General features: G+C 47.0%; 17 protein-coding genes. 4 read left to right on the top strand and 13 right to left on the bottom strand.

The window, feature by feature from the left end; all coding sequences use genetic code 11:
• Positions 1–63: 63 nt before the first annotated feature.
• Positions 64–2,286 (bottom strand): NADP-dependent isocitrate dehydrogenase, encoded by a 2,223-nt coding sequence (locus tag ELR70_RS12925; protein ID WP_054013813.1) that lies wholly within the window; start codon positions 2,284–2,286, stop codon positions 64–66.
• A gap of 408 nt (positions 2,287–2,694) precedes the next feature.
• Complete coding sequence (gene cspD / locus ELR70_RS12930) at positions 2,695–2,913, bottom strand: cold shock domain-containing protein CspD (RefSeq protein WP_046003210.1); 219 nt, start codon at positions 2,911–2,913, stop codon at positions 2,695–2,697.
• Positions 2,914–3,119: 206 nt separating this feature from the next.
• Between cspD and clpS the strand changes: the two genes are divergently transcribed.
• Positions 3,120–3,437 carry an ATP-dependent Clp protease adapter ClpS gene (gene clpS / locus ELR70_RS12935; protein ID WP_054013812.1) on the top strand — a complete coding sequence of 106 codons (318 nt, stop codon included), beginning with the start codon at positions 3,120–3,122 and terminating at the stop codon, positions 3,435–3,437.
• Positions 3,438–3,465: 28 nt separating this feature from the next.
• On the top strand, positions 3,466–5,733 hold the full coding sequence (gene clpA / locus ELR70_RS12940) for an ATP-dependent Clp protease ATP-binding subunit ClpA (RefSeq protein ID WP_054013811.1): 2,268 nt from the start codon (positions 3,466–3,468) through the stop codon (positions 5,731–5,733).
• Positions 5,734–5,839: 106 nt separating this feature from the next.
• On the opposite strand, the gene infA is transcribed toward clpA, so the two are convergent.
• The 4 genes from infA to trxB all read right to left on the bottom strand — a co-directional run bounded on the left by infA (position 5,840) and on the right by trxB (position 8,646).
• Positions 5,840–6,058 carry a translation initiation factor IF-1 gene (infA, locus tag ELR70_RS12945; protein WP_002962494.1) on the bottom strand — a complete coding sequence of 73 codons (219 nt, stop codon included), beginning with the start codon at positions 6,056–6,058 and terminating at the stop codon, positions 5,840–5,842.
• Positions 6,059–6,149: 91 nt separating this feature from the next.
• Positions 6,150–6,854, bottom strand: coding sequence for an arginyltransferase (locus ELR70_RS12950; protein WP_054013810.1), 705 nt, complete (start codon positions 6,852–6,854; stop codon positions 6,150–6,152).
• Positions 6,847–7,563: a leucyl/phenylalanyl-tRNA--protein transferase gene (gene aat / locus ELR70_RS12955; RefSeq protein WP_054013809.1), complete on the bottom strand. Its 717-nt coding sequence runs from the start codon at positions 7,561–7,563 to the stop codon at positions 6,847–6,849. Before aat ends, ELR70_RS12950 begins: the two co-directional genes overlap by 8 nt.
• 129 nt (positions 7,564–7,692) lie before the next feature.
• Positions 7,693–8,646 (bottom strand): thioredoxin-disulfide reductase, encoded by a 954-nt coding sequence (trxB, locus tag ELR70_RS12960; protein WP_054013808.1) that lies wholly within the window; start codon positions 8,644–8,646, stop codon positions 7,693–7,695.
• A 258-nt stretch (positions 8,647–8,904) separates the two neighbouring features.
• Here trxB and pssA point away from each other — a divergent pair, with 258 nt between their 5' ends.
• Positions 8,905–10,230 (top strand): CDP-diacylglycerol--serine O-phosphatidyltransferase, encoded by a 1,326-nt coding sequence (gene pssA / locus ELR70_RS12965; protein ID WP_054013807.1) that lies wholly within the window; start codon positions 8,905–8,907, stop codon positions 10,228–10,230.
• 35 nt (positions 10,231–10,265) lie between these two features.
• Here the strand turns inward: pssA and asnB are convergent, their stop codons facing one another.
• From asnB to ELR70_RS13000, 7 genes are all read right to left on the bottom strand, one after another.
• On the bottom strand, positions 10,266–11,939 hold the full coding sequence (asnB, locus tag ELR70_RS12970) for an asparagine synthase B (RefSeq protein ID WP_054013806.1): 1,674 nt from the start codon (positions 11,937–11,939) through the stop codon (positions 10,266–10,268).
• Between the two features lie 168 nt (positions 11,940–12,107).
• Positions 12,108–12,770 (bottom strand): pyroglutamyl-peptidase I, encoded by a 663-nt coding sequence (gene pcp, locus ELR70_RS12975; RefSeq protein WP_054013805.1) that lies wholly within the window; start codon positions 12,768–12,770, stop codon positions 12,108–12,110.
• Positions 12,763–13,782: a DUF979 domain-containing protein gene (locus tag ELR70_RS12980; protein WP_054013804.1), complete on the bottom strand. Its 1,020-nt coding sequence runs from the start codon at positions 13,780–13,782 to the stop codon at positions 12,763–12,765. The genes pcp and ELR70_RS12980 overlap by 8 nt, the downstream gene beginning before the upstream one ends.
• The gene (locus ELR70_RS12985) at positions 13,779–14,522 is read right to left on the bottom strand and encodes a DUF969 domain-containing protein (protein WP_054013803.1); all 744 of its coding nucleotides are present in this window, start codon (positions 14,520–14,522) and stop codon (positions 13,779–13,781) included. Before ELR70_RS12985 ends, ELR70_RS12980 begins: the two co-directional genes overlap by 4 nt.
• The gene (locus ELR70_RS12990; RefSeq protein ID WP_054013802.1) at positions 14,519–15,454 is read right to left on the bottom strand and encodes a biotin-dependent carboxyltransferase family protein; all 936 of its coding nucleotides are present in this window, start codon (positions 15,452–15,454) and stop codon (positions 14,519–14,521) included. Before ELR70_RS12990 ends, ELR70_RS12985 begins: the two co-directional genes overlap by 4 nt.
• On the bottom strand, positions 15,448–16,104 hold the full coding sequence (gene pxpB / locus ELR70_RS12995) for a 5-oxoprolinase subunit PxpB (protein WP_054013801.1): 657 nt from the start codon (positions 16,102–16,104) through the stop codon (positions 15,448–15,450). Before pxpB ends, ELR70_RS12990 begins: the two co-directional genes overlap by 7 nt.
• Before the next feature lie 200 nt (positions 16,105–16,304).
• Positions 16,305–17,819, bottom strand: a complete 1,515-nt coding sequence (locus ELR70_RS13000) for a leucyl aminopeptidase (RefSeq protein ID WP_054013800.1) — start codon at positions 17,817–17,819, stop codon at positions 16,305–16,307.
• Between the two features lie 272 nt (positions 17,820–18,091).
• Here ELR70_RS13000 and msrA point away from each other — a divergent pair, with 272 nt between their 5' ends.
• Positions 18,092–19,300 carry a peptide-methionine (S)-S-oxide reductase MsrA gene (msrA, locus tag ELR70_RS13005; protein WP_128064781.1) on the top strand — a complete coding sequence of 403 codons (1,209 nt, stop codon included), beginning with the start codon at positions 18,092–18,094 and terminating at the stop codon, positions 19,298–19,300.
• The last annotated feature ends 30 nt before the right edge of the window (positions 19,301–19,330 follow it).

Raw genomic sequence — 19,330 nt, forward strand, 5'->3', positions numbered from 1 at the left:
GCAAAAATCAAAGACAAATAAAAAAGGTGGCTCATGAGCCACCTTTTTCCACTAAATCGCGAGTTAAGCCATGCTTGCTAAAACGTCGTTAAACGTTTTGCTAGGACGCATTGCGTCAGCAGCCAGCGCATCGTTAGGCTGGAAGTATCCGCCGATATTCATCGCCTGGCCCTGAACATCGTTCAGTTCACTGACGATTGCCGCTTCGTTGTCGGTCAGACCTTTTGCAATGTCTGCGAACTTAGCCTGAAGCTCTGCATCTTGTGTTTGCTCTGCAAGTGCCTGTGCCCAGTACATAGCCAGGTAGAAGTGGCTGCCACGGTTGTCCAGCTCTTTCACTTTACGTGATGGAGACTTGTTCTCGTCCAGGAATTTACCTGTCGCGGCGTCCAGAGTATCAGCCAGAACCTGTGCTTTGCTGTTGCCCGTCGCCTGGCTCAGGTGTTCTAAAGACGCAGCCAGTGCCAGGAACTCACCCAGTGAATCCCAGCGCAGGTGGTTCTCTTTTTCGAACTGCTGAACGTGTTTAGGTGCAGAGCCGCCCGCACCAGTTTCGAACAGACCACCGCCATTCATCAGTGGTACGATAGACAGCATCTTCGCGCTGGTGCCAAGTTCAAGGATTGGGAACAGGTCAGTCAGGTAGTCACGTAATACGTTACCTGTCACAGAAATGGTATCCTGACCGTCTTTCATTCTTGCCAGTGAAAACTTAGTGGCTTCAACTGGTGCAAGGATGTGAATTTCCAGACCATCAGTATCATGCTCTGGCAGGTAGGCATTTACTTTCTTGATTAGCTCAGCGTCATGAGCACGGTTTTCGTTCAACCAGAATACCGCGGGGGTATTTGAAGCGCGCGAGCGGTTAACAGCAAGTTTAACCCAGTCTCTGATTGGTGCATCTTTCACCTGACACATACGCCAGATATCACCTTGCTCTACGTCATGCTGAAGCAATACGTTACCAGCTTGATCAACGACGCGGATTTGGCCCGCAGATGGTGCTTCGAATGTTTTGTCGTGTGAACCGTATTCTTCTGCTTTTTGTGCCATCAGACCAACGTTAGGGATAGTACCCATAGTACGAGGGTCAAACGCACCGTGCTCTTTACAGAACTCAATGGTTGCCTGATATACACCAGAGTAACAACGATCTGGGATCACAAAGCTGGTATCTTGTTGCTTACCTTCGGCGTTCCACATTTGACCACTGGTACGGATTGCAGCTGGCATTGATGCATCGATGATCACATCGCTTGGTACGTGCAGGTTAGTGATACCACGGTCAGAGTCAACCATTGCAATGCTTGGTCGTACATCATAAACCGCAGCAAGGTCGGCTTCGATTTCTGCACGCTTTGCGTCGTCCAGATTGGCCAGCTTGTTGTAAACATCACCAATACCATTGTTGACATCGACACCCAGTTTTTCGAAAGTTTCGCCGTGTTTAGCAAAAACTTCCTTATAGAAAACTTTCACAGCGTGACCAAAGATGATTGGATCAGACACCTTCATCATGGTGGCTTTCATGTGCAGTGAGAACAGCACGCCTTTTTCTTTGGCTGCTTCAACTTCCGCTTCCAGGAAACTGCGTAGCGCAGTGACGCTCATACGAGACGCATCAATGATTTCGCCAGCCAATAATGGAGTACTTTGTTTAAGCACAGATACTGTGCCATCTGCTGCAACGTGTTCAATAGTGACGTCAGTTGCTTCGGTAACAGTTGTTGACTGCTCAGAACCAAAGAAGTCACCTTCGCTCATGCTGGCAACATAAGACTGCGAATCTTTTGACCAGGCACCCATTGAGTGTGGGTTTTTGCGTGCGTATGCTTTTACGGAAGCTGGCGCGCGGCGGTCTGAGTTACCTTCACGTAGAACAGGGTTTACTGCACTACCTTTGATCTTGTCGTAAGTCGCTTTGATTGCAGCTTCTTTGTCGTCTTTTGGTTCTTCTGGATAGTCTGGAAGGGCGTAACCTTTTTCCTGCAGCTCTTTAATGGTAGCTTTCAACTGAGGGATAGACGCACTGATATTAGGGAGTTTGATGATATTGGCTTCTGGCGTTTTTGCCAGCTCACCCAGCTCAGCCAGAGCATCACCAATTCTTTGCTCTTCGCTCAGAAACTCGGGGAAGTTAGCAATGACACGGCCTGCCAGCGAGATATCACGGGTTTCAACTTCAACACCAGCCGCTTTGGTATAAGCTTGGATAACTGGCAATAAAGAGTAAGTTGCCAGAGCCGGCGCTTCATCTGTTTTAGTGTAAATAATTTTTGATGTCATCATCATTCCTAGATAGTTTAGGGCCAAACAGCCGTTCAACAAAGCAAAAGCTTGCTATTCAAGGACGTATCCGCATACACGATCTTTATTCAGCCATCCGCTTGGTAACCCATATTCGGGTCATCATGCGGATGGTTGAGCTCGGCATGTAGCAAGTTTGTTAGGTATTGTTACTAGTTTGGGGCAATAAAAATATCTAACACACCTGACGCGTTTTTGGGCCAGCTACAACGGAGCCCGACCTGACACCGGCGGGGATTGTATCAACCAAATCACTAAGTCGCTAATGCAATTTAATAAAGATATAAAATTTTATGAACTAAGATGGAAGAAATGAGACTAATTGATGAAGGGATTAAGCGAGCAACAAACGTAACCCGCTTTTAGTGTGCCAAAATATTGCAATAGCTACACGACTTCGTCCGCAAGCGGCGCGATGTTGGTAGCGTGCAGGCCTTTGGGACCTTCTTGCAGATCGAATGTTACATCCTGACCAGCTTTAAGCGTTTTGTATCCATCCATTACAATCGTGGAGTAATGGGCAAAGATATCTTCCTCGCTGCCGTCTTCTACGATGAAACCAAACCCTTTGGCGTTGTTGAACCATTTGACTTTTCCGCAAGCCATACTTCTACATCCTTCTATAAGTTGACTAAATTAAGTTAATCTAACCTTTGAAATTTGCTAAGCTGCCCATATGATGATTATGTCCAGCTAGGTAAAGACTGTAGTTTATTTGGCCAGACAGTCAAGTTTTTAAAGCGATTTTTTAACAATTTATTTATTTTTCAATTCAAGTTGCTTGAGTTGATAAGACAAGACTATATTTTATTATGACTGGGACAAACGAATCTGGTGTGGTTGACGCGGTACGCGACGAACAGAAGCAAAAGTTACAACCGCCGCGCAAGTACAAAGTGATTTTAAACAATGATGATTACACACCTATGGACTTTGTCATTGAAGTTTTGATGACATTTTTCAGTATGGATAGCGAAAGAGCAACTGATGTGATGTTAAAAGTACATCACGAGGGAAAAGCGGTATGTGGACTGTATCCTGCCGACATTGCCCATACAAAGGCTGAGCAGGTAAATCGATATGCTCGGGATCACGAGCACCCGCTGCTCTGTAGTTGTGAGCAGGAATGACCTTATATATTCTCGTTGGGGGTTGCCAATGCTAAATAAAGACTTAGAAATTACTCTGAATACCGCGTTTCGCGAGGCGAGAAATCGTCGCCACGAATTTATGACGGTAGAACATTTACTGCTTGCATTGATTGATAACCCCTCTGCCAGTGAAGCACTTAATGCGTGTGGCGTTGAAACAGAGGGGCTAAAAAGGGAGCTGTCAGAATTTATTGATGAGACTACTCCTGTTATTCCAGATTTAGAAGAGGACCGTGAAACGCAGCCGACACTTGGCTTTCAGCGTGTCTTGCAAAGGGCGGTTTTTCATGTGCAATCTTCTGGTCGCAATGAAGTGACCGGAGTGAACGTGTTAGTTGCAATTTTCTCTGAGCAGGAAAGCCAGGCTGTTTATCTTCTTAAAAAGGCCGATGTAAGTCGTCTGGATATCGTCAACTATATAAGTCATGGCATTTCAAAGTCTGATGATGAGGTTGAGCCTGAAGATAGCGAAGAAATGCATGAAGAAAACCACGAAACGGCGTCTGAAGAAAAGACCAAACTGGAGAACTTTACTGCCAACCTAAATGTGATGGCAAAGGCGGGTCAAATCGATCCTTTGGTTGGCCGCGATCAGGAAGTAGAACGGACTATTCAGGTTTTATGCCGCAGAAAGAAAAACAATCCGCTGTTGGTGGGGGAAGCAGGGGTTGGTAAAACAGCCATTGCAGAAGGGTTGGCGTATCGTATTGTGAATGACCAAGTTCCCGATGTGATTGCGGATGCCGTGGTGTATTCGCTGGACATGGGTGCTTTGCTCGCCGGTACTAAGTATCGGGGCGATTTCGAAAAACGCTTTAAAGCATTGTTGAAAGAGTTACAGGCAAAACCAAACGCCATTTTATTCATAGATGAAATCCACACCATCATAGGTGCAGGTGCGGCGTCGGGTGGTGTTATGGATGCGTCTAATCTGATTAAACCTCTGCTGTCGAGCGGTCAGCTGCGCTGCCTGGGTTCAACGACTTATTCTGAGTTCAAAAACATTTTTGAAAAAGATCGTGCCTTGGTTCGCCGCTTCCAGAAAATTGACATTGTAGAACCAAGCGTTGCCGACACTGCAAAAATCCTCAGCGGTCTGAAAGAGCGTTATGAGGAACATCATGGCATACGTTACACGCAAAAAGCGTTGAAGGCCGCCGCAGAGCTAAGTGCAAAATACATTAATGAGCGCCATTTGCCTGACAAGGCCATTGACGTGATTGATGAAGCGGGTGCTAATCAGCGTCTGTTGCCTGCTTCACGTCGTAAAAAGACTATTGGTGTATCGGATATCGAGCAAATAGTGTCTAAAATTGCGCGCATTCCTCAGCAAAACGTGTCTTCAAGCGACAAAGAAGTCCTTAAGAACCTTGATCGTAACCTTAAAATGCTGGTTTTCGGTCAGGACGAATCTATCGATGCATTAACCTCTGCAATTCGACTGTCACGTTCAGGTCTGGGTAGCGAGGATAAGCCAATTGGGTCGTTCTTATTTGCTGGTCCTACAGGTGTGGGTAAAACGGAAGTCACCAAGCAATTGGCCAAATGTATGGGCATTGAGTTTGTGCGCTTTGATATGTCTGAATACTCAGAGCGTCATGCTGTAAGCCGACTGATAGGTGCGCCTCCGGGTTATGTAGGTTTTGAACAGGGTGGGTTGCTGACGGATGCGGTTATTAAACACCCGCATTCAGTGGTACTGCTGGATGAAATTGAAAAAGCACACCCGGATATATACAATATTTTGTTGCAGGTAATGGACCATGGCACATTGACGGACAACAATGGTCGCAAAGCCGATTTCCGTAACGTGATAGTGGTGATGACGACTAACGCGGGTGTGCAGGAGACGGTACGCCAGTCTATAGGCTTCCAAGAGCAAGATCATTCACATGATGCACTGGTTGAGATCAATAAGGTGTTTACGCCTGAGTTTAGAAACCGGTTAGACAATATCATTTGGTTTAACCACCTTGAGAAAGACGTTATCTTGCAGGTTGTTGACAAGTTTATTGTCGAATTGCAAGCTCAACTTGATAAGAAATCTGTGTGTCTGGATTTAACCAATGAAGCCAGAGACTGGTTGGCAGATATCGGGTATGACAAGTCAATGGGCGCTCGTCCAATGGCCAGAGTGATTCAGGACAACCTTAAGAAGCCGCTGGCAAACGAAATTTTGTTCGGTGAATTGATTGACGGAGGAACTGTCACTATTTCGGTCAAAGATAAAAAACTGGCATTTAAATTTGAATCTAACGTGGCTGAGCCAGCCTAAGTTGGAACAAAGAGAACAAAAAGCCCGGCAACTGCCGGGCTTTTTGTTCTAATCGTCTCGTTGTACAACTCAGCCTGTTGCGGCAAGCGTACCTGAGCTGGGCGAATTAACGCGCGCGGAAGACGATGCGTCCTTTGCTCAGGTCATAAGGTGTCATTTCAACAGTCACCTTGTCGCCGGTCAGAATGCGGATGTAATTTTTACGCATTTTACCAGAGATATGTGCCACAACAACGTGACCATTTTCCAATTCAACACGGAACATAGTATTTGGTAAAGTGTCAAGGACCGTGCCTTGCATTTCAATAACGTCTTCTTTCGCCATGGGGAGCGTATCACCTCTTTGATAAGTTTAACGGTGCAGATTTTGCCGAAAAGTGCGCGATAAGTAAAGGCAGGAGCGAGAATTTTGTAATCTAAATGTTGACCCAAACATCGCTTTTGAACTGTTGTGCAGGTAAATATTGCTGCTTGTAGCGCATTTTGGGGCAGGCGTCTATCTGATAACCAAGATAAAGGTAGGTCTTATCGTGCAGACGTGCATGTTCAAGTTGTGCCATGATCATGATGGTACCTAAGCTCAGATCAGCGTAGTCAGGGTCAAAAAAGGTATAAATGGCAGAAAGAGCAGTGGGCATAGTGTCTGTTACTGCAACGGCTATGAGCTGTTCTTTGTGCCATAGTTCGATAAAGGTAACTGGCAACCAGCGACAAAACAGGAAGCTTTCGTATTGAAGCCGATTTGGCGGGAACATCGAACCGTCGCTATGTCTCATAGTGATGTATTTTTCGTAGAGCTGATAGTAGCTCGGCTGCTCCTGAGTGTTATATTCAAAACGAAAGTCTGAGTTAATTTTATTCCATTTTCGTTTCTGGGAACGAGAAGGTCGATAGTCACTTGCTAAAACGCGGACTGACTGACACGCCTGGCATGCGGGACAGTGAGGGCGGTATATTTGGTCGCCGCTGCGACGAAATCCAAACGAAAGCAAAGTTTCAAAGCGCACAGGTGTATAACAGTTACTATCCAGAATCACGAGTAGCTGTTCTTTTTGATCAGCGAGATAGCTGCAATCAAATTGCTGGCTCAGGCCAATTTTTGAAGGGAAATGTTCAGTCATATATCGCCCTCAATGGTTGCGGATGCCACATCGTTTCAGGCACTTGATAGTGGCTTGCTGATTTAAGTTTAGCCAAAAATTCTTTTCTTGATATGACTTTTGCACCCAGAGACAGTAAATAAGGGTTTTCCAGCTGACAATCTATAAAATGAGCCCCATGTTGCTTGAGCCAATTGACAAGTGCCCACATCGCCATCTTTGACGCATCAGGCGCGCGATAAAACATAGATTCACCACAAAAAACACCGTTTAGCATTACACCATATAAACCGCCTATCAACGTACCCTGTTGCCATACTTCAACACTATGAACAAAGCCTTCTTTATGGCCCTGAATATAGGCGTTAAGCATGGCTTTGTTTATCCAGGTACCTTCCTTATCGACTCTTTGTTGCCGACATGCCGTGATAACCTGCTCAAAAGCAGTGTTTATGGTGACTTCAGGTACCAGTTTACGTACAGACTTTTTGAGCGAGCGGCTGATATGAAACTCATCCAGCTCCATGATGCCTCGCTCACTGGGTGCCCACCACATAATCGGTTCTCTTTCATTGAACCAGGGAAAAATACCTTGCTGATAGGCCCGGCGCAGTCTTGCTGTACTTAGACATCCACCCACTGCGAGTAAGCCGTCGGGGTCTTTGAGTGCAAAATGGCAAGGGGGAAAAATAAAGTCAGTGGCAGACAGATGAAACAATTGCTGTGTCATATTGGCGGTTCTGAATTACAAACTAAAAACCAAATTTATGACCTTAGTCTAACCTATTTTAGGTCTGTAGTGGGGGGAATTTGTGTGTGAAGACGTGTTTTTCGAAACACGTCTTCAATAGCGCTGTTATTACTTCAGATTATCTAAGTAACGCTCTGCATCTAATGCAGCCATGCAGCCAGTGCCGGCAGAGGTAATAGCCTGGCGGTAGATGTGATCAGACACGTCACCCGCTGCAAATACGCCTTCAACACTGGTTTGAGTTGCGTTGCCATTCAGACCCGATTGTACGACCAGGTAGCCGTCTTTCATTTCCAGCTGGCCTGCAAACATGTCCGTATTCGGCTTGTGACCAATAGCAATAAAGACACCGGCAAGATCAAGCTGCTCGGTAGCGTCAGAGTCAGTATCTTTAATGCGAATGCCTGTGACACCCATGTCATCACCCAGCACTTCATCAAGTGTTTTGTTGAGATGAAGAACAACATTGCCATTGTTTGCTTTTTCCATCAGACGATCTGAGAGAATCTTTTCGCTACGGAACGTATCTCGTCTGTGGATCACATGTACTTCTTCAGCGATGTTTGACAGATAAAGTGCTTCTTCAACGGCGGTATTACCACCACCTACAACAGCAACTTTCTGCCCGCGGTAGAAGAATCCATCACAGGTTGCACAGGCTGATACACCACGACCCTGGAAGTTTGTTTCTGACTCAAGGCCCAGGTACTTAGCTGAAGCACCTGTTGCAATGATGAGAGCATCACAGGTGTAAGTACCTTGATCGCCAGTAAGCGTGAAAGGACGCTTGGTCACATCTACCTTGTTGATGTGATCAAAGATGATTTCAGTTTCAAATCGCTCGGCGTGCTCTTTCATACGGTCCATCAGTGCAGGACCAGTAAGACCATGCGCATCGCCAGGCCAGTTTTCAACTTCAGTTGTTGTAGTCAGCTGACCACCTTGCTGCATACCCGTAATTAGTACTGGGTTAAGGTTAGCACGTGCAGCATAGACAGCGGCTGTGTAACCAGCAGGTCCTGAGCCCAAGATCAACAGTTTGCAATGTTTTGCATCAGTCATGTAAACAATTCCTAAAATAAAATTTCTATCTTCTCTAGTTAGTGCTGCCGATTCTATGAAATTCAAGCCAGAAGTAAAATAAATTGCAAAAATCGATTTTTTATAAAATCAGAAGCTGTCAAATATACTGTACTTGATGAGAATTTGTGCCATAGCAACGTAAATGATCGGTATTTCATGACCTGAGAGTTTTTTTTTGCTATGTTCTAGGGAATTTTTCTCTGTCTATTTGACGTTAGTCTGTTTTTAAAGGTAGTTATGGCATTTTGGCAGGATAAACCTGGGTTTGCACTGGACGCACAAAGTTGCGAAATACTGACTGATGCGAAACAGTATCACGCGCAGCTTTTGTCACTTATCCGTGGCGCACAACAGCGCATCTATTTGACCGCACTGTATCTGCAGGACGATGAAGCGGGTCGCGAAATATTAACCGCGCTACATGAGGTGGCTTCGGCGCGCCCACATCTTGAAATCCACGTACTGGTTGATTTTCATCGGGCACAGCGCGGGCTGATAGGTGAAGCCAAATCTGAGGGTAACGCAAAGCTGTATTGCGACATGCAAGCCGAGTTTGGCTCAAGCGTAAAAGTGTATGGTGTGCCAGTTAAGGCCAAAGAATTGTTTGGCGTTTTACACCTTAAAGGTTTTGTTATCGATGACACCGTTTTGTACAGCGGCGCCAGCATTAATAATGTGTACTTGCAACATGGCGATAAGTACCGCCTGGATCGCTATTTTGTGATTGAAAATACTGCTTTGGCAGCTAGTTTCTGTCATTTCCTGGATACTCATTTATTATCCAGCGAGGCCGTGCCAAGGTTGGATGTTCGCCCGCTAAAGCCATTTTCTGAGTTGAAGGTGGCACAAAAGCAATTGATGAGGCAGCTTAAAAAAGCACAATACGATATGCGCTCAGCAACTGCTACAGATGGCTTGAATGTTCGTGCCTTTTTAGGCTTTGGTCGTCGAACGAATAAGCTAAACCGCCTGATTAAGGCCTTGTTTGATACAACTGAACGTGAGCTGCTTTTATACACGCCATACTTTAACTTTCCGGCGCCGTTGCTACGGTCATTGCGCCGTTTGCTCAAAGAAGGTAAAACAGTCACAATCGTGATTGGCGATAAAACCGCAAATGACTTTTACATTGCGCCCGATCAGCCGTTTAGTCGAATTGGTGCCTTACCTTATTTGTATGAGACCATTTTGTACAAGTTTCTTAAGTCGCAACGGCGCTACATCAACTCAGGGCATTTGAATGTGTACTTATGGCGAGATGGAAACAACTCATTCCATCTAAAAGGGATTAACCGTGACAATCAGGTTCATCTGATGACGGGACACAATCTCAACCCTCGTGCCTGGGGATTGGACATTGAAAACGGTATTTTGATAGAAGATCCGGAGCAAAAGCTCGAGCAAGCGATAACTCAGGAGCGAGAGGCGATCCTGGCTAATTGCACTAAACTCAGCGGGCCTCAGGATTTGGAAACAATTGATGATTACCCGTCTGCGGTGAAGAAAATTCTCGGACAGGCAAAACGAGTGAAAGTCGACTTTATCATTAAAAAGTTTATTTAATAAAAAGGGCCGTCAGGCCCTTTTTATTGTCTACTCTATTCTGCGCTTTGGTAAGCATGGCTATGCACATTAGCTGCCCGACCGGATGGATCGGCATTTTGCTCAAAAGACGCATCCCAGGCCAGCGCCTCGGGTGTTGAGCAGGCAACAGATTTACCATGCGGAACGCATTTGGCAGCTGCATCACCAGGAAAGTGAGATTCAAAGATACTACGATAGTAATAGGCTTCTTTGCTGTCGGGAGTATTAATTGGGAAGCGATATCCGGCACTGGCCAGCTCCTGATCGCTGACCTTTTCATTCACATACTCTTTTAATGAGTCTATCCAGGAATACCCAACGCCGTCAGAGAATTGCTCTTTTTGACGCCACAGTACTTCATCAGGGAGGTAGCCATCGAACGCCTCCCGAATAATATGCTTCTCAATACGACCTTCTTTACACATCTTGTATTCAGGGTTAGTACGCATGGCGATATCCACGAACTCTTTGTCCAGGAAAGGAACGCGTGCTTCTACGCCCCAGGCTGCCATGGACTTGTTGGCGCGCAGGCAGTCAAACATATGTAGCTTAGATACTTTGCGATTGAGCTCTTCATGGAACTCCTGGCTGTTTGGCGCTTTATGGAAATATAAATAACCTCCAAACAGCTCGTCGGCGCCTTCACCGGAGAGTACCATTTTAATACCCATAGCCTTGATGTAGCGGGCCATCAGATACATTGGAGTAGACGCACGGACTGTGGTTACATCATAGGTTTCAAGGTGGTAAATGACTTCCTTGAGAGCATCGATGCCTTGTTGTACTGTAAAATGAATAGGGTGGTGAACGGTACCTATTTGATCTGCAACCTTTTGCGCAGCTGCCAGATCAGGTGAGCCTTCAAGTCCGATAGAAAAGGAGTGTAATTTTGGCCACCAGGCCTCACTCGCACCATCGTCTTCTATGCGACGTGCGGCAAACTTTTGAGTGATGGCGGAGATAACCGATGAGTCGAGGCCGCCAGAGAGCAACACGCCATAAGGTACATCACACATTAACTGACGCTTGACCGCTGCTTCAAGTGCGTCTTTGACTGTTTCTGCAGTGGCTTCGTTATTTTTAACTGCCTCAAACTTTTGCCAGTCTCGCTGATAATAGGGCCTTAGGGTGCCTTCTTTGGAATAAAGATAGTGCCCTGGCGGAAACTCTTCAATCTGGTTGCAAATTGGTGTGAGCGCCTTCATCTCACTGGCGACATAAAAGTTACCATGCTGGTCCCGCCCTGTGTATAGCGGGATAATACCAATGTGATCGCGACCGATCAAATAGGCATCTTCCTGTTCATCATACAGACAAAAGGCAAAAATACCGTTCAGGTCATCGAGGAACTCAGGACCTTTTTGTTTATATAATGCCAGCAACACCTCACAGTCTGATTGAGTCTGGAACGTGAAGGGCACAGTGAGCTTTTGAGCCAGTTCTTTGTGGTTATAGATTTCGCCATTGACTGCAAGAATGTGGGTTCGCTCCGGGTTATAAAGTGGCTGGGCACCGCTGGATACGCCTACAATGGCGAGTCGCTCATGCACCAGAATGGCTTTATCACTGGCATATACACCGGACCAGTCTGGACCGCGATGTCGTAATCGCTTGGACATTTCTATTGCCTGCTCGCGCAGAATGGCTGGATCTGATTTGATCTCCAGCACACCAAAAATTGAACACATAATAACCTCATTCCTGTTAACTATTATTATCGAGCGGACACACTGGTGCCATCTCGTGCCTTTAGTACTATCAGAAATGAGATCGCAAGTCACATAAAAAACAGCGATTTTATTGGATAGATTCCGCCCTGTTTTGGTGCGCAGATGAACCAAAACAGGGCGTCTGTATTAGTGAGTGGTACCAGCAGCGATTTGAAGATCACTGTCATGGCGCAGAGCGGATAAAATCATCACTTTAAGTGCATCGACAACCATAGGTACACTCATGCTGGGTGCACCTGCATGGTGCAGTGCCTGTTCGGGTAAGTAAGGAATATGGATAAATCCTCCCCGACAATTTAGCTGGTGCTCATGGATATAATGAAGTAACCCATACATCACATGGTTACACACATAAGTGCCAGCGGTGTTTGATATGCTGGCCGGGATATGCGCCTGTCTCAGATCATTGAGCATGTGTTTTACTGGCAACGCGGCAAAATAAGCTGCCGGGCCACCTGCCAACACGGGGGTATCTATGGGTTGTGCCCCCGCATTGTCTGCGATGCGGGCATCATTGACATTGATAGCCACGCGCTCGATAGAAATATCGGCGCGACCACCAGCCTGACCTACACACAGCACGAGCGACGGGGCATACTTATCAATGGCTCGGTTGAGCTGTGTCAGAGCATGGTCAAACTCGCAGGGGAGTTCTTTGGTTCGAATCGTGTATTCACCAATATGGCAGCCATCGAGCTGGTGAACTGCCTGCCACGAAGGGTTAACCGATTCGCCGCCGAAGGGTTCAAACCCGGTCAATAAAACGGTTTTGTGTGGTCCTTTAGTCATTGAAGATAACTCCATACATGAGCAAGATGTTGATAGCCAATAGGGACAGAGCAGTTGGGATCTGTACCTTAATGACCTGATACTTGTCTTTTAAATCTAATAGCGCTGCAGGGACTATATTGAAGTTGGCTGCCATAGGTGTCATCAGCGTGCCGCAGTAGCCGGAATACATGCCAATTGCAACCAGTGGAGCCGCACTTGCACCATGGCCCTGAATTAAGAAAGGCACAGCAATACCGGCTGTCATGACAGGGAAGGCGGCAAATGCATTGCCCATGACCATAGTAAACAAGGCCATACCAACACAATAAATAACCACAAGCATAAAGCGATTATCGGGGGATACAAACAGCGTAACCAGCTCCTGAATAGCAGTGCCTGTATTGGCTACAATGAATACACCACCCAGCATTGCAAGCATTTGTGGCAGGATTGCGGCCCAGCCAATGGAGTCAACCAGGCGGCGTGATTCACCGAGCGCCTGAACCGGACTGCCTCCTGTGAATTTCCAGCTGACTAGCAAAGCAATTGTACAAGCCAGAGTCAGTGCCGCCAGGGTGACATGGCTCTGATCGAAGACAAACAGACTCCCAATCTGGATATCCTTGAGAACAATGGTACAAATGACAGTGACAATGGGGATCAGGACCGCCGGAATAAACAATTTATTACCGATCTTCCTGGCACTGGTTGTTTGCTCTTCCTCACTGGGCATATCATAGTGGCCCATCGAAACCTTGCCCATGCCCGCCAGTACGGCGATGAGTATGACAAACACACCTACCCAGCGATAGGTGAGACTTTCTCCAAGGTAAGTGAGAGATAAATCGCCAAATAAGAAAACGCTGCCAAACAAGCCCCAGAATAGTGCTGTGGTCAGTCGTTTGGGGTGGCGTTTATCTTGTAGCGTTTTTATGACCAGAAACAGTACGACAAAGCCGATAAGTAAATAGATATTTTCAATTGACAGTAAAGCAGGCTGCGCGTCAACAGTGGATCTCATCGCACTCATGCAAGTTCCTCCCTTACTGCCGAGCTCTGAGCATCTGATTGACTTTGTTCAGCATGCAGGGCAACTTGTGCGCGTATTTTGGCTTCAAGTCGTGCCAGACGGAACAGGTGAACAATTAATGCAGCAATGGCGGTCGGAATTGCCCACAGACCAATATGTAGCGGCTCAATGCCTGTTATGCCATTTTCTCTTAAGAAAGCATCCATCAATAGTACGGCGCCAAAGGCAATGAATATATCTTCACCAAAAAAGACAGCAATATTGTCACATGCCGCCGCATGTGCACTGATCAGGTCCTTAACGGGCTTAGGTAAATCACCATGCAGGTTGCTCGCGGCGCCGAGCGCCATAGGGGCAAGCAAAGGGCGCACGGTCTGGGGCTGGCCCGCAAGATTAATTAGGCCCAATGCGGCGCTACATTCACGTACGACAAAATAGACGCTCATGATCCTCGCTGTGGTTGCACCTTTGATACTCGCTATCCAACTCTTGGCATGTTGTTGTAAGCCATATCGTTCCAGGATCGCAATTACGGGGAGCAAGAGTAAAAAGCTTGCAAGCTGGCGTGAATTAAGAAACTTCTCGCCGAAGGTTTCCAGTATAGTCAGAAAGTCTAAGCCTACTGCCCAGCCCGTAACGACACCGGCACAGGTTACAACCAGCAGAGGGTTAAACCGCAGGGCAAATCCGAGGATCACCACTACAATCCCACTCAGGGGTAAAAAATTAAGTTCACTCACGAAAAACTCCTGTCGCGATGGGTCAGCGCTATGCGCAATTGATTGAGATGATTTTGTTGTTTTTGTGTTTCCTGGCGCGCCTCGGTTTGGGTAGTCAGACTAAAGCTGATCTGAGCGCCTGCAGCAAGCTGGGCAAAGTGTCGCAGATCGGCACTGATCACCTGAGCTATCATCGGGTATCCACCGGTGGTCTGGCAGTCGTTCAGTAAAACAATGGGCGCTCCGGTTGGGGGCAGCTGAATCGTACCAGGTAGCACAGCCTGACTGTTTATCGTAACCTGATGACTGAATTGGGAGGAGGTATTGAGTCTCATGCCCATCCGATTGCTGTCGGCTGACACCTGCCATTGCTGGCTGCACAACAGTTGCTCTGTTGAGTGTTTCAGGTGTTTGCAATGGGGACCAGGCAGCACGCGGATATGGTTTAGGTAGGGCGGTTGTAATGCTCCTATACTTTGTTTTTCTGAACAGGTTTTATAGCTTAGCTGGTCTGCTGCAGATAACGCTTTACCTTCTAATCCGCCAAATCCTGCCTGTAGATCTGTGGAGTCAGAGCCCATGACAGGATGGAGGTTAAAGCCACCTTCTACACTGATATAGGCGCGTAGTGCGCTAGGGCTGGAAGCAAAACTGAGCACTTGTCCGGGTCTTGCGAAGTAACGCCAGCCTGGTGTCAGTGCACCGTCGTCCAGGCGCGCATTGAGATCGCCGCCGGTCAAGGCGAAGTTGGTTGGCTGGTGAAAGCACAACTGACTGAGACCGACCGTGATTTCAAGGACCGCAGTATCAGGAGGGTTGCCCAGTAAGATGTTGGCAATTTTCATCGACATAGGGTCGAGTACGCCGCTTTGTGTTACCCCCAGATGACGATAGCCATATCGGCCAAGATCCTGAATACACATCAGAACACCAGGTTTAATGATTTCTAGCACAGCCCCTCCTTTTGAGGTACAAATTTGACGTTATCACCTGGCTGGAGCAAACAAGGTGAGTTGGCTTGAGCATCGAATAATCGCGTTGAGCTGTGGCCTAGCAGTCGCCAGCCACCGGGAGAGGCACTGGGGTATATCGCACTGAGGTCTTCTGCAATGGCAACTGAACCTGCAGGTACTTGTGTTCGTGGCGAATCCAGTCGGGCGACCTGAAGTTGTTGTGGCACCGTTCCCAGATAGGCAAAGCCTGGTAAAAAGCCCAGAAACTTGACCTGATAAACTGGTGTACTGTGCAGCTCAACAATGTCCCGTGGTGACAGGTCTAGTTGAGCGGCCAGTGGTAAGAGATCTGGGCCAGCTTCTTTGCCGTAGATAACCGGGATAGTGTGCGTGGTTGGATGAAAATCTGTTGCGCTCAGCTCCTGCCAGAGCGTCAATAGTCGTTCTTGCCAAGTGTTACAGTGAGTGGGGTTTCTTAGAACCAGCGTGATGGAGGTTTTTCCAACCACTATGTCACTGCCAATCTCCAGTTGTTGTAAGTGGCGATGCAACGCAAACAGTCGGTTCTGTTGAGCATCATCGAGTCGGGCGCAATTAAGGTCAAGCACCACAGCTTGCTCACCAAGTAGATAAGTCAGTTCCTGATTCATGGTTTCTTATTGTCATTTTATTATTGTCACACAAGGCTAACCCTGAGGTTATGCCGGCGCGGCGTGGTACCCGAGGCAAAGAATAGCAAGCTTATCATTGACTGTCTTGCACAATGTGTCCAACGCTGTCAGGGTGTGTTCACAGAGATGCAAAAAAAAGCCATGCAGTGGTCGCATGGCTCTCTTAGGTTGGGATTTTGTTAGTTGCTTAAAAGCCACTCGCTTAGCAGGCGAACACCAAATCCGGTGCCGCCCGCAGAGACTTCGCCTTTACCAGAGGAAGCCAGTGCATTGCCAGCAATATCAATGTGTACCCAGCGTGTCTCACCCGCAAAATGTTGCAAGAAAGAGGCTGCCGTAGTAGCGCCCGGGCCACCTGAACCAATGTTAGCGATATCCGCAATGTCCGACTTCAGCATATCTTTGTAGCCCAGCGGAAGGCGCCAAAGTGGCTCATTAACGGCCTTGCCAGCCACAGTGAATTCAGAGATCAGATGTTCGTCGTCAGAGAAAACTGCTGCATAGCGGTTACCCACGGCACGAATTTTTGAGCCTGTTAATGTGGCCAGGTCAACCATGACTTCTGGTTTGTAATAGGTACGGGCATACCACATCGCATCACTCAGAACCAAGCGGCCTTCAGCATCGGTATTTAGGATTTCTACGCTCAAGCCCTCGGCAGTACGTAGCACATCACCCGGTGCTATTGAGTTTTCAGAGACCATGTTAGCGGCCATACCCATCACAGCGACGACGTTCACATCGGCTTTAGCCAAGGCCATCGCCTTTACTGTGCCCAGTACAGCTGCTGCACCGGCCATGTCTGATTTCATACGTGCAATCGATTTACCGGTTTTAATACTGTAGCCACCAGAATCAAATGTGATCCCTTTGCCCACTAGTGCGATGGGCGTGTCGTTATTACCTTTATAATGTGCAACGACCAGACGGGCACCTTCTTTACTGCCTCGACCAACGCCTTCCAGTGCATTCATGCCCAGAGACTTAAGCTGCTCAGGCTCAAGAATTTTTACTTCTACGCCGTATTGCTCAAGTTGTTTGGCTGCATTAGCAAAATCAACAGGAGTCATTTCGGTGGGCACTTCAGAGGTTAAGTCTCTTGCCAAGAATACGCCTTGCTCAATGTAGCTTAAAGTGGTGTATTCAGCCTGAGTTTTACTCTGGTCATCCACATTCAGGCTATAGGTCATGGTGTGTGTGTTCGGCTCTTTTTTATATAATTCAAATGTGTGGTCACGCAAATTGGCACCATGCGCATATTGAGCCGCAAGTTCGTGGTTACTAAGCTGACCATTAAAACCTTTGATTGCGACACTGACTGTGTCTACCTCTTTTTTCTCAAGTTTCGCGTGCAGATTACCACCAAGTTTAGCCATCTTAGCGCTGTCTAGTTCTTCAAGCTCGCCCAGACCAACGACAAGGATACGCTGATGCCTGGAGTCAACAGGAGCAAGTACTTCGACGACTTTGCCATAGTCACCAGAAAACTTGTCCGCTTCGAGTGCCTTGGTAAGCTGTTTGCGGGTATCTCTGTCGAGGAATTTAAATGCATTGCTTTGCTCGTTATCCTGAAATACGACCAGTGCATTCGTCTTTTCATTCAGTTTATTGGTGAATTGGATATCAGCGGCAAGCGCCGATGCAGATCCGAAAAGGGCAACACTGAGTGCGCACAGACGAGTAGATAATGACATTGATTAAACCCTCAATAACTAATTTGGGATTCGTTTTACCTTAAACAAGGCGATTAATTAATTAAATGTCGTTGAACGACACAGAATCCTAGTTAAAGTGCTGGCAAAAAGGTTTTTTGTACAGAAAGTGAAAGTGACGGCTTGCTTATGCGGTCTCACTAGGCATCTGAAATCAATTTTAAGGGATCCGGCGTGAATAATCGACTTATTCTGGGTTTGATGCTATTGGGGGAGTGGGTTTTACCCAAGCCAACGATACCTCCGTTAGCAATATGCCAGACGAAGCTAGTTCGCACATTAAAACTCTGGTACTGGGATCTGGGTGTTTTTGGGGAGCAGAGAAACGCTATGAGGCTTTGCCTGGCGTGATTGATGCTGAATCCGGCTATGCTGATGGCCGTGGGTTTCATGCAAGCTACAAAGCGATTACCGCACCGAGCCGGCGGTTTGACCCCAACAATTACGCCGAAGTGGTTCGGGTTACCTACAACGCTAGCCGTCTATCCACCGAATCATTGCTAAAAGTGTATTTTGAAAGTCATGATCCGACACAGAAAAACCGCCAGGGCAACGATGTTGGCACTCAGTATCGTTCGATCATTCTGTATACGGAAGAAGCGCAGAAAACCAAAGCAGAGGCATTACAGGGGCAATATCAGGCACTGCTGAGTGAAGCAGGATATGGTCCCATTCAAACTGCACTTAAGCCGTTAGTGGCTTTTGTCAGGGCGGAAGAGTATCACCAGAACTATTTGGTCAAAAATCCCAATGGTTATTGCCCGGATCACAGTACAGGCGTGACCTTTAAACAAACTGAAGAAGAAATTATCGACAATAAGCCATTAATGATTGGCAAGCATATCGTTGTTATTGATGCGCCTTATTGCCCTTACTGTGAAAAATTCAAGCAACAAGTCGTAAATGATTATCAGGGCACCATTGCGCTACATTATCGGCGTGCAAACCAGTTGCAGGGATTAAGTATAATGTCCGCAACCTGGGCGACACCGACTATCTTGTTTTTAGAGGCTGGTAAAGAAGTCGCAGGCTTTCAGGGTTACATGGATCGTGATGAGTTTTACCGTGCACTGGGCGCTTTCAAGCTAGGTGACAGTGACGCATTTAAAACGGCATTTGAGCAAGGGACAGACCGCCCGTTTTGTAAGCAATATGATTTGTTTAAGCAAACCGGTGATGGTGTATTCATTGACAAGTTAAGCGGGCAGGCTTTATTCGATACTAAAGACAGGTTTAACTCAGGAACCGGTTGGCTGTCCTTTAAGCACCCCGTAGCTGGCAGCGTTACCTATCATGAAGATAATAGCCATGGTATGCAGCGTATAGAGATCCGTTCTAGTTCTTCTGGGATCCACTTAGGTCATGTGTTTGCCAACGAAGGTCCGGGTGGTAGCGATCGCTACTGCATTAATGCGACCGTATTGGAGTTCAAATCCAGGCAGGAGTACCAGATAAGCAAGTAACTGTCCCGCACTAAAATTAGATAGATGCTA

Origin of the sequence: Pseudoalteromonas sp. R3 (assembly GCF_004014715.1) — a bacterium.
In the GTDB taxonomy this organism is placed as follows: Bacteria; Pseudomonadota; Gammaproteobacteria; order Enterobacterales; family Alteromonadaceae; genus Pseudoalteromonas.

Bases quoted from the DNA above. Each gene is read 5' to 3' on its own strand.
- trxB (WP_054013808.1), bottom strand. From the start codon at position 8,646: ATGACTGATGCAAAACATTGCAAACTGTTGATCTTGGGCTCAGGACCT.
- infA (WP_002962494.1), bottom strand. From the start codon at position 6,058: ATGGCGAAAGAAGACGTTATTGAAATGCAAGGCACGGTCCTTGACACT.
- clpS (WP_054013812.1), top strand. From the start codon at position 3,120: ATGACTGGGACAAACGAATCTGGTGTGGTTGACGCGGTACGCGACGAA.
- msrA (WP_128064781.1), top strand. From the start codon at position 18,092: ATGCCAGACGAAGCTAGTTCGCACATTAAAACTCTGGTACTGGGATCT.
- asnB (WP_054013806.1), bottom strand. From the start codon at position 11,939: ATGTGTTCAATTTTTGGTGTGCTGGAGATCAAATCAGATCCAGCCATT.
- ELR70_RS12925 (WP_054013813.1), bottom strand. From the start codon at position 2,286: ATGACATCAAAAATTATTTACACTAAAACAGATGAAGCGCCGGCTCTG.
- pxpB (WP_054013801.1), bottom strand. From the start codon at position 16,104: ATGAATCAGGAACTGACTTATCTACTTGGTGAGCAAGCTGTGGTGCTT.
- ELR70_RS12950 (WP_054013810.1), bottom strand. From the start codon at position 6,854: ATGACTGAACATTTCCCTTCAAAAATTGGCCTGAGCCAGCAATTTGAT.
- cspD (WP_046003210.1), bottom strand. From the start codon at position 2,913: ATGGCTTGCGGAAAAGTCAAATGGTTCAACAACGCCAAAGGGTTTGGT.
- ELR70_RS13000 (WP_054013800.1), bottom strand. From the start codon at position 17,819: ATGTCATTATCTACTCGTCTGTGCGCACTCAGTGTTGCCCTTTTCGGA.
- clpA (WP_054013811.1), top strand. From the start codon at position 3,466: ATGCTAAATAAAGACTTAGAAATTACTCTGAATACCGCGTTTCGCGAG.
- aat (WP_054013809.1), bottom strand. From the start codon at position 7,563: ATGACACAGCAATTGTTTCATCTGTCTGCCACTGACTTTATTTTTCCC.
- ELR70_RS12980 (WP_054013804.1), bottom strand. From the start codon at position 13,782: ATGAGTGCGATGAGATCCACTGTTGACGCGCAGCCTGCTTTACTGTCA.
- pcp (WP_054013805.1), bottom strand. From the start codon at position 12,770: ATGACTAAAGGACCACACAAAACCGTTTTATTGACCGGGTTTGAACCC.
- pssA (WP_054013807.1), top strand. From the start codon at position 8,905: ATGGCATTTTGGCAGGATAAACCTGGGTTTGCACTGGACGCACAAAGT.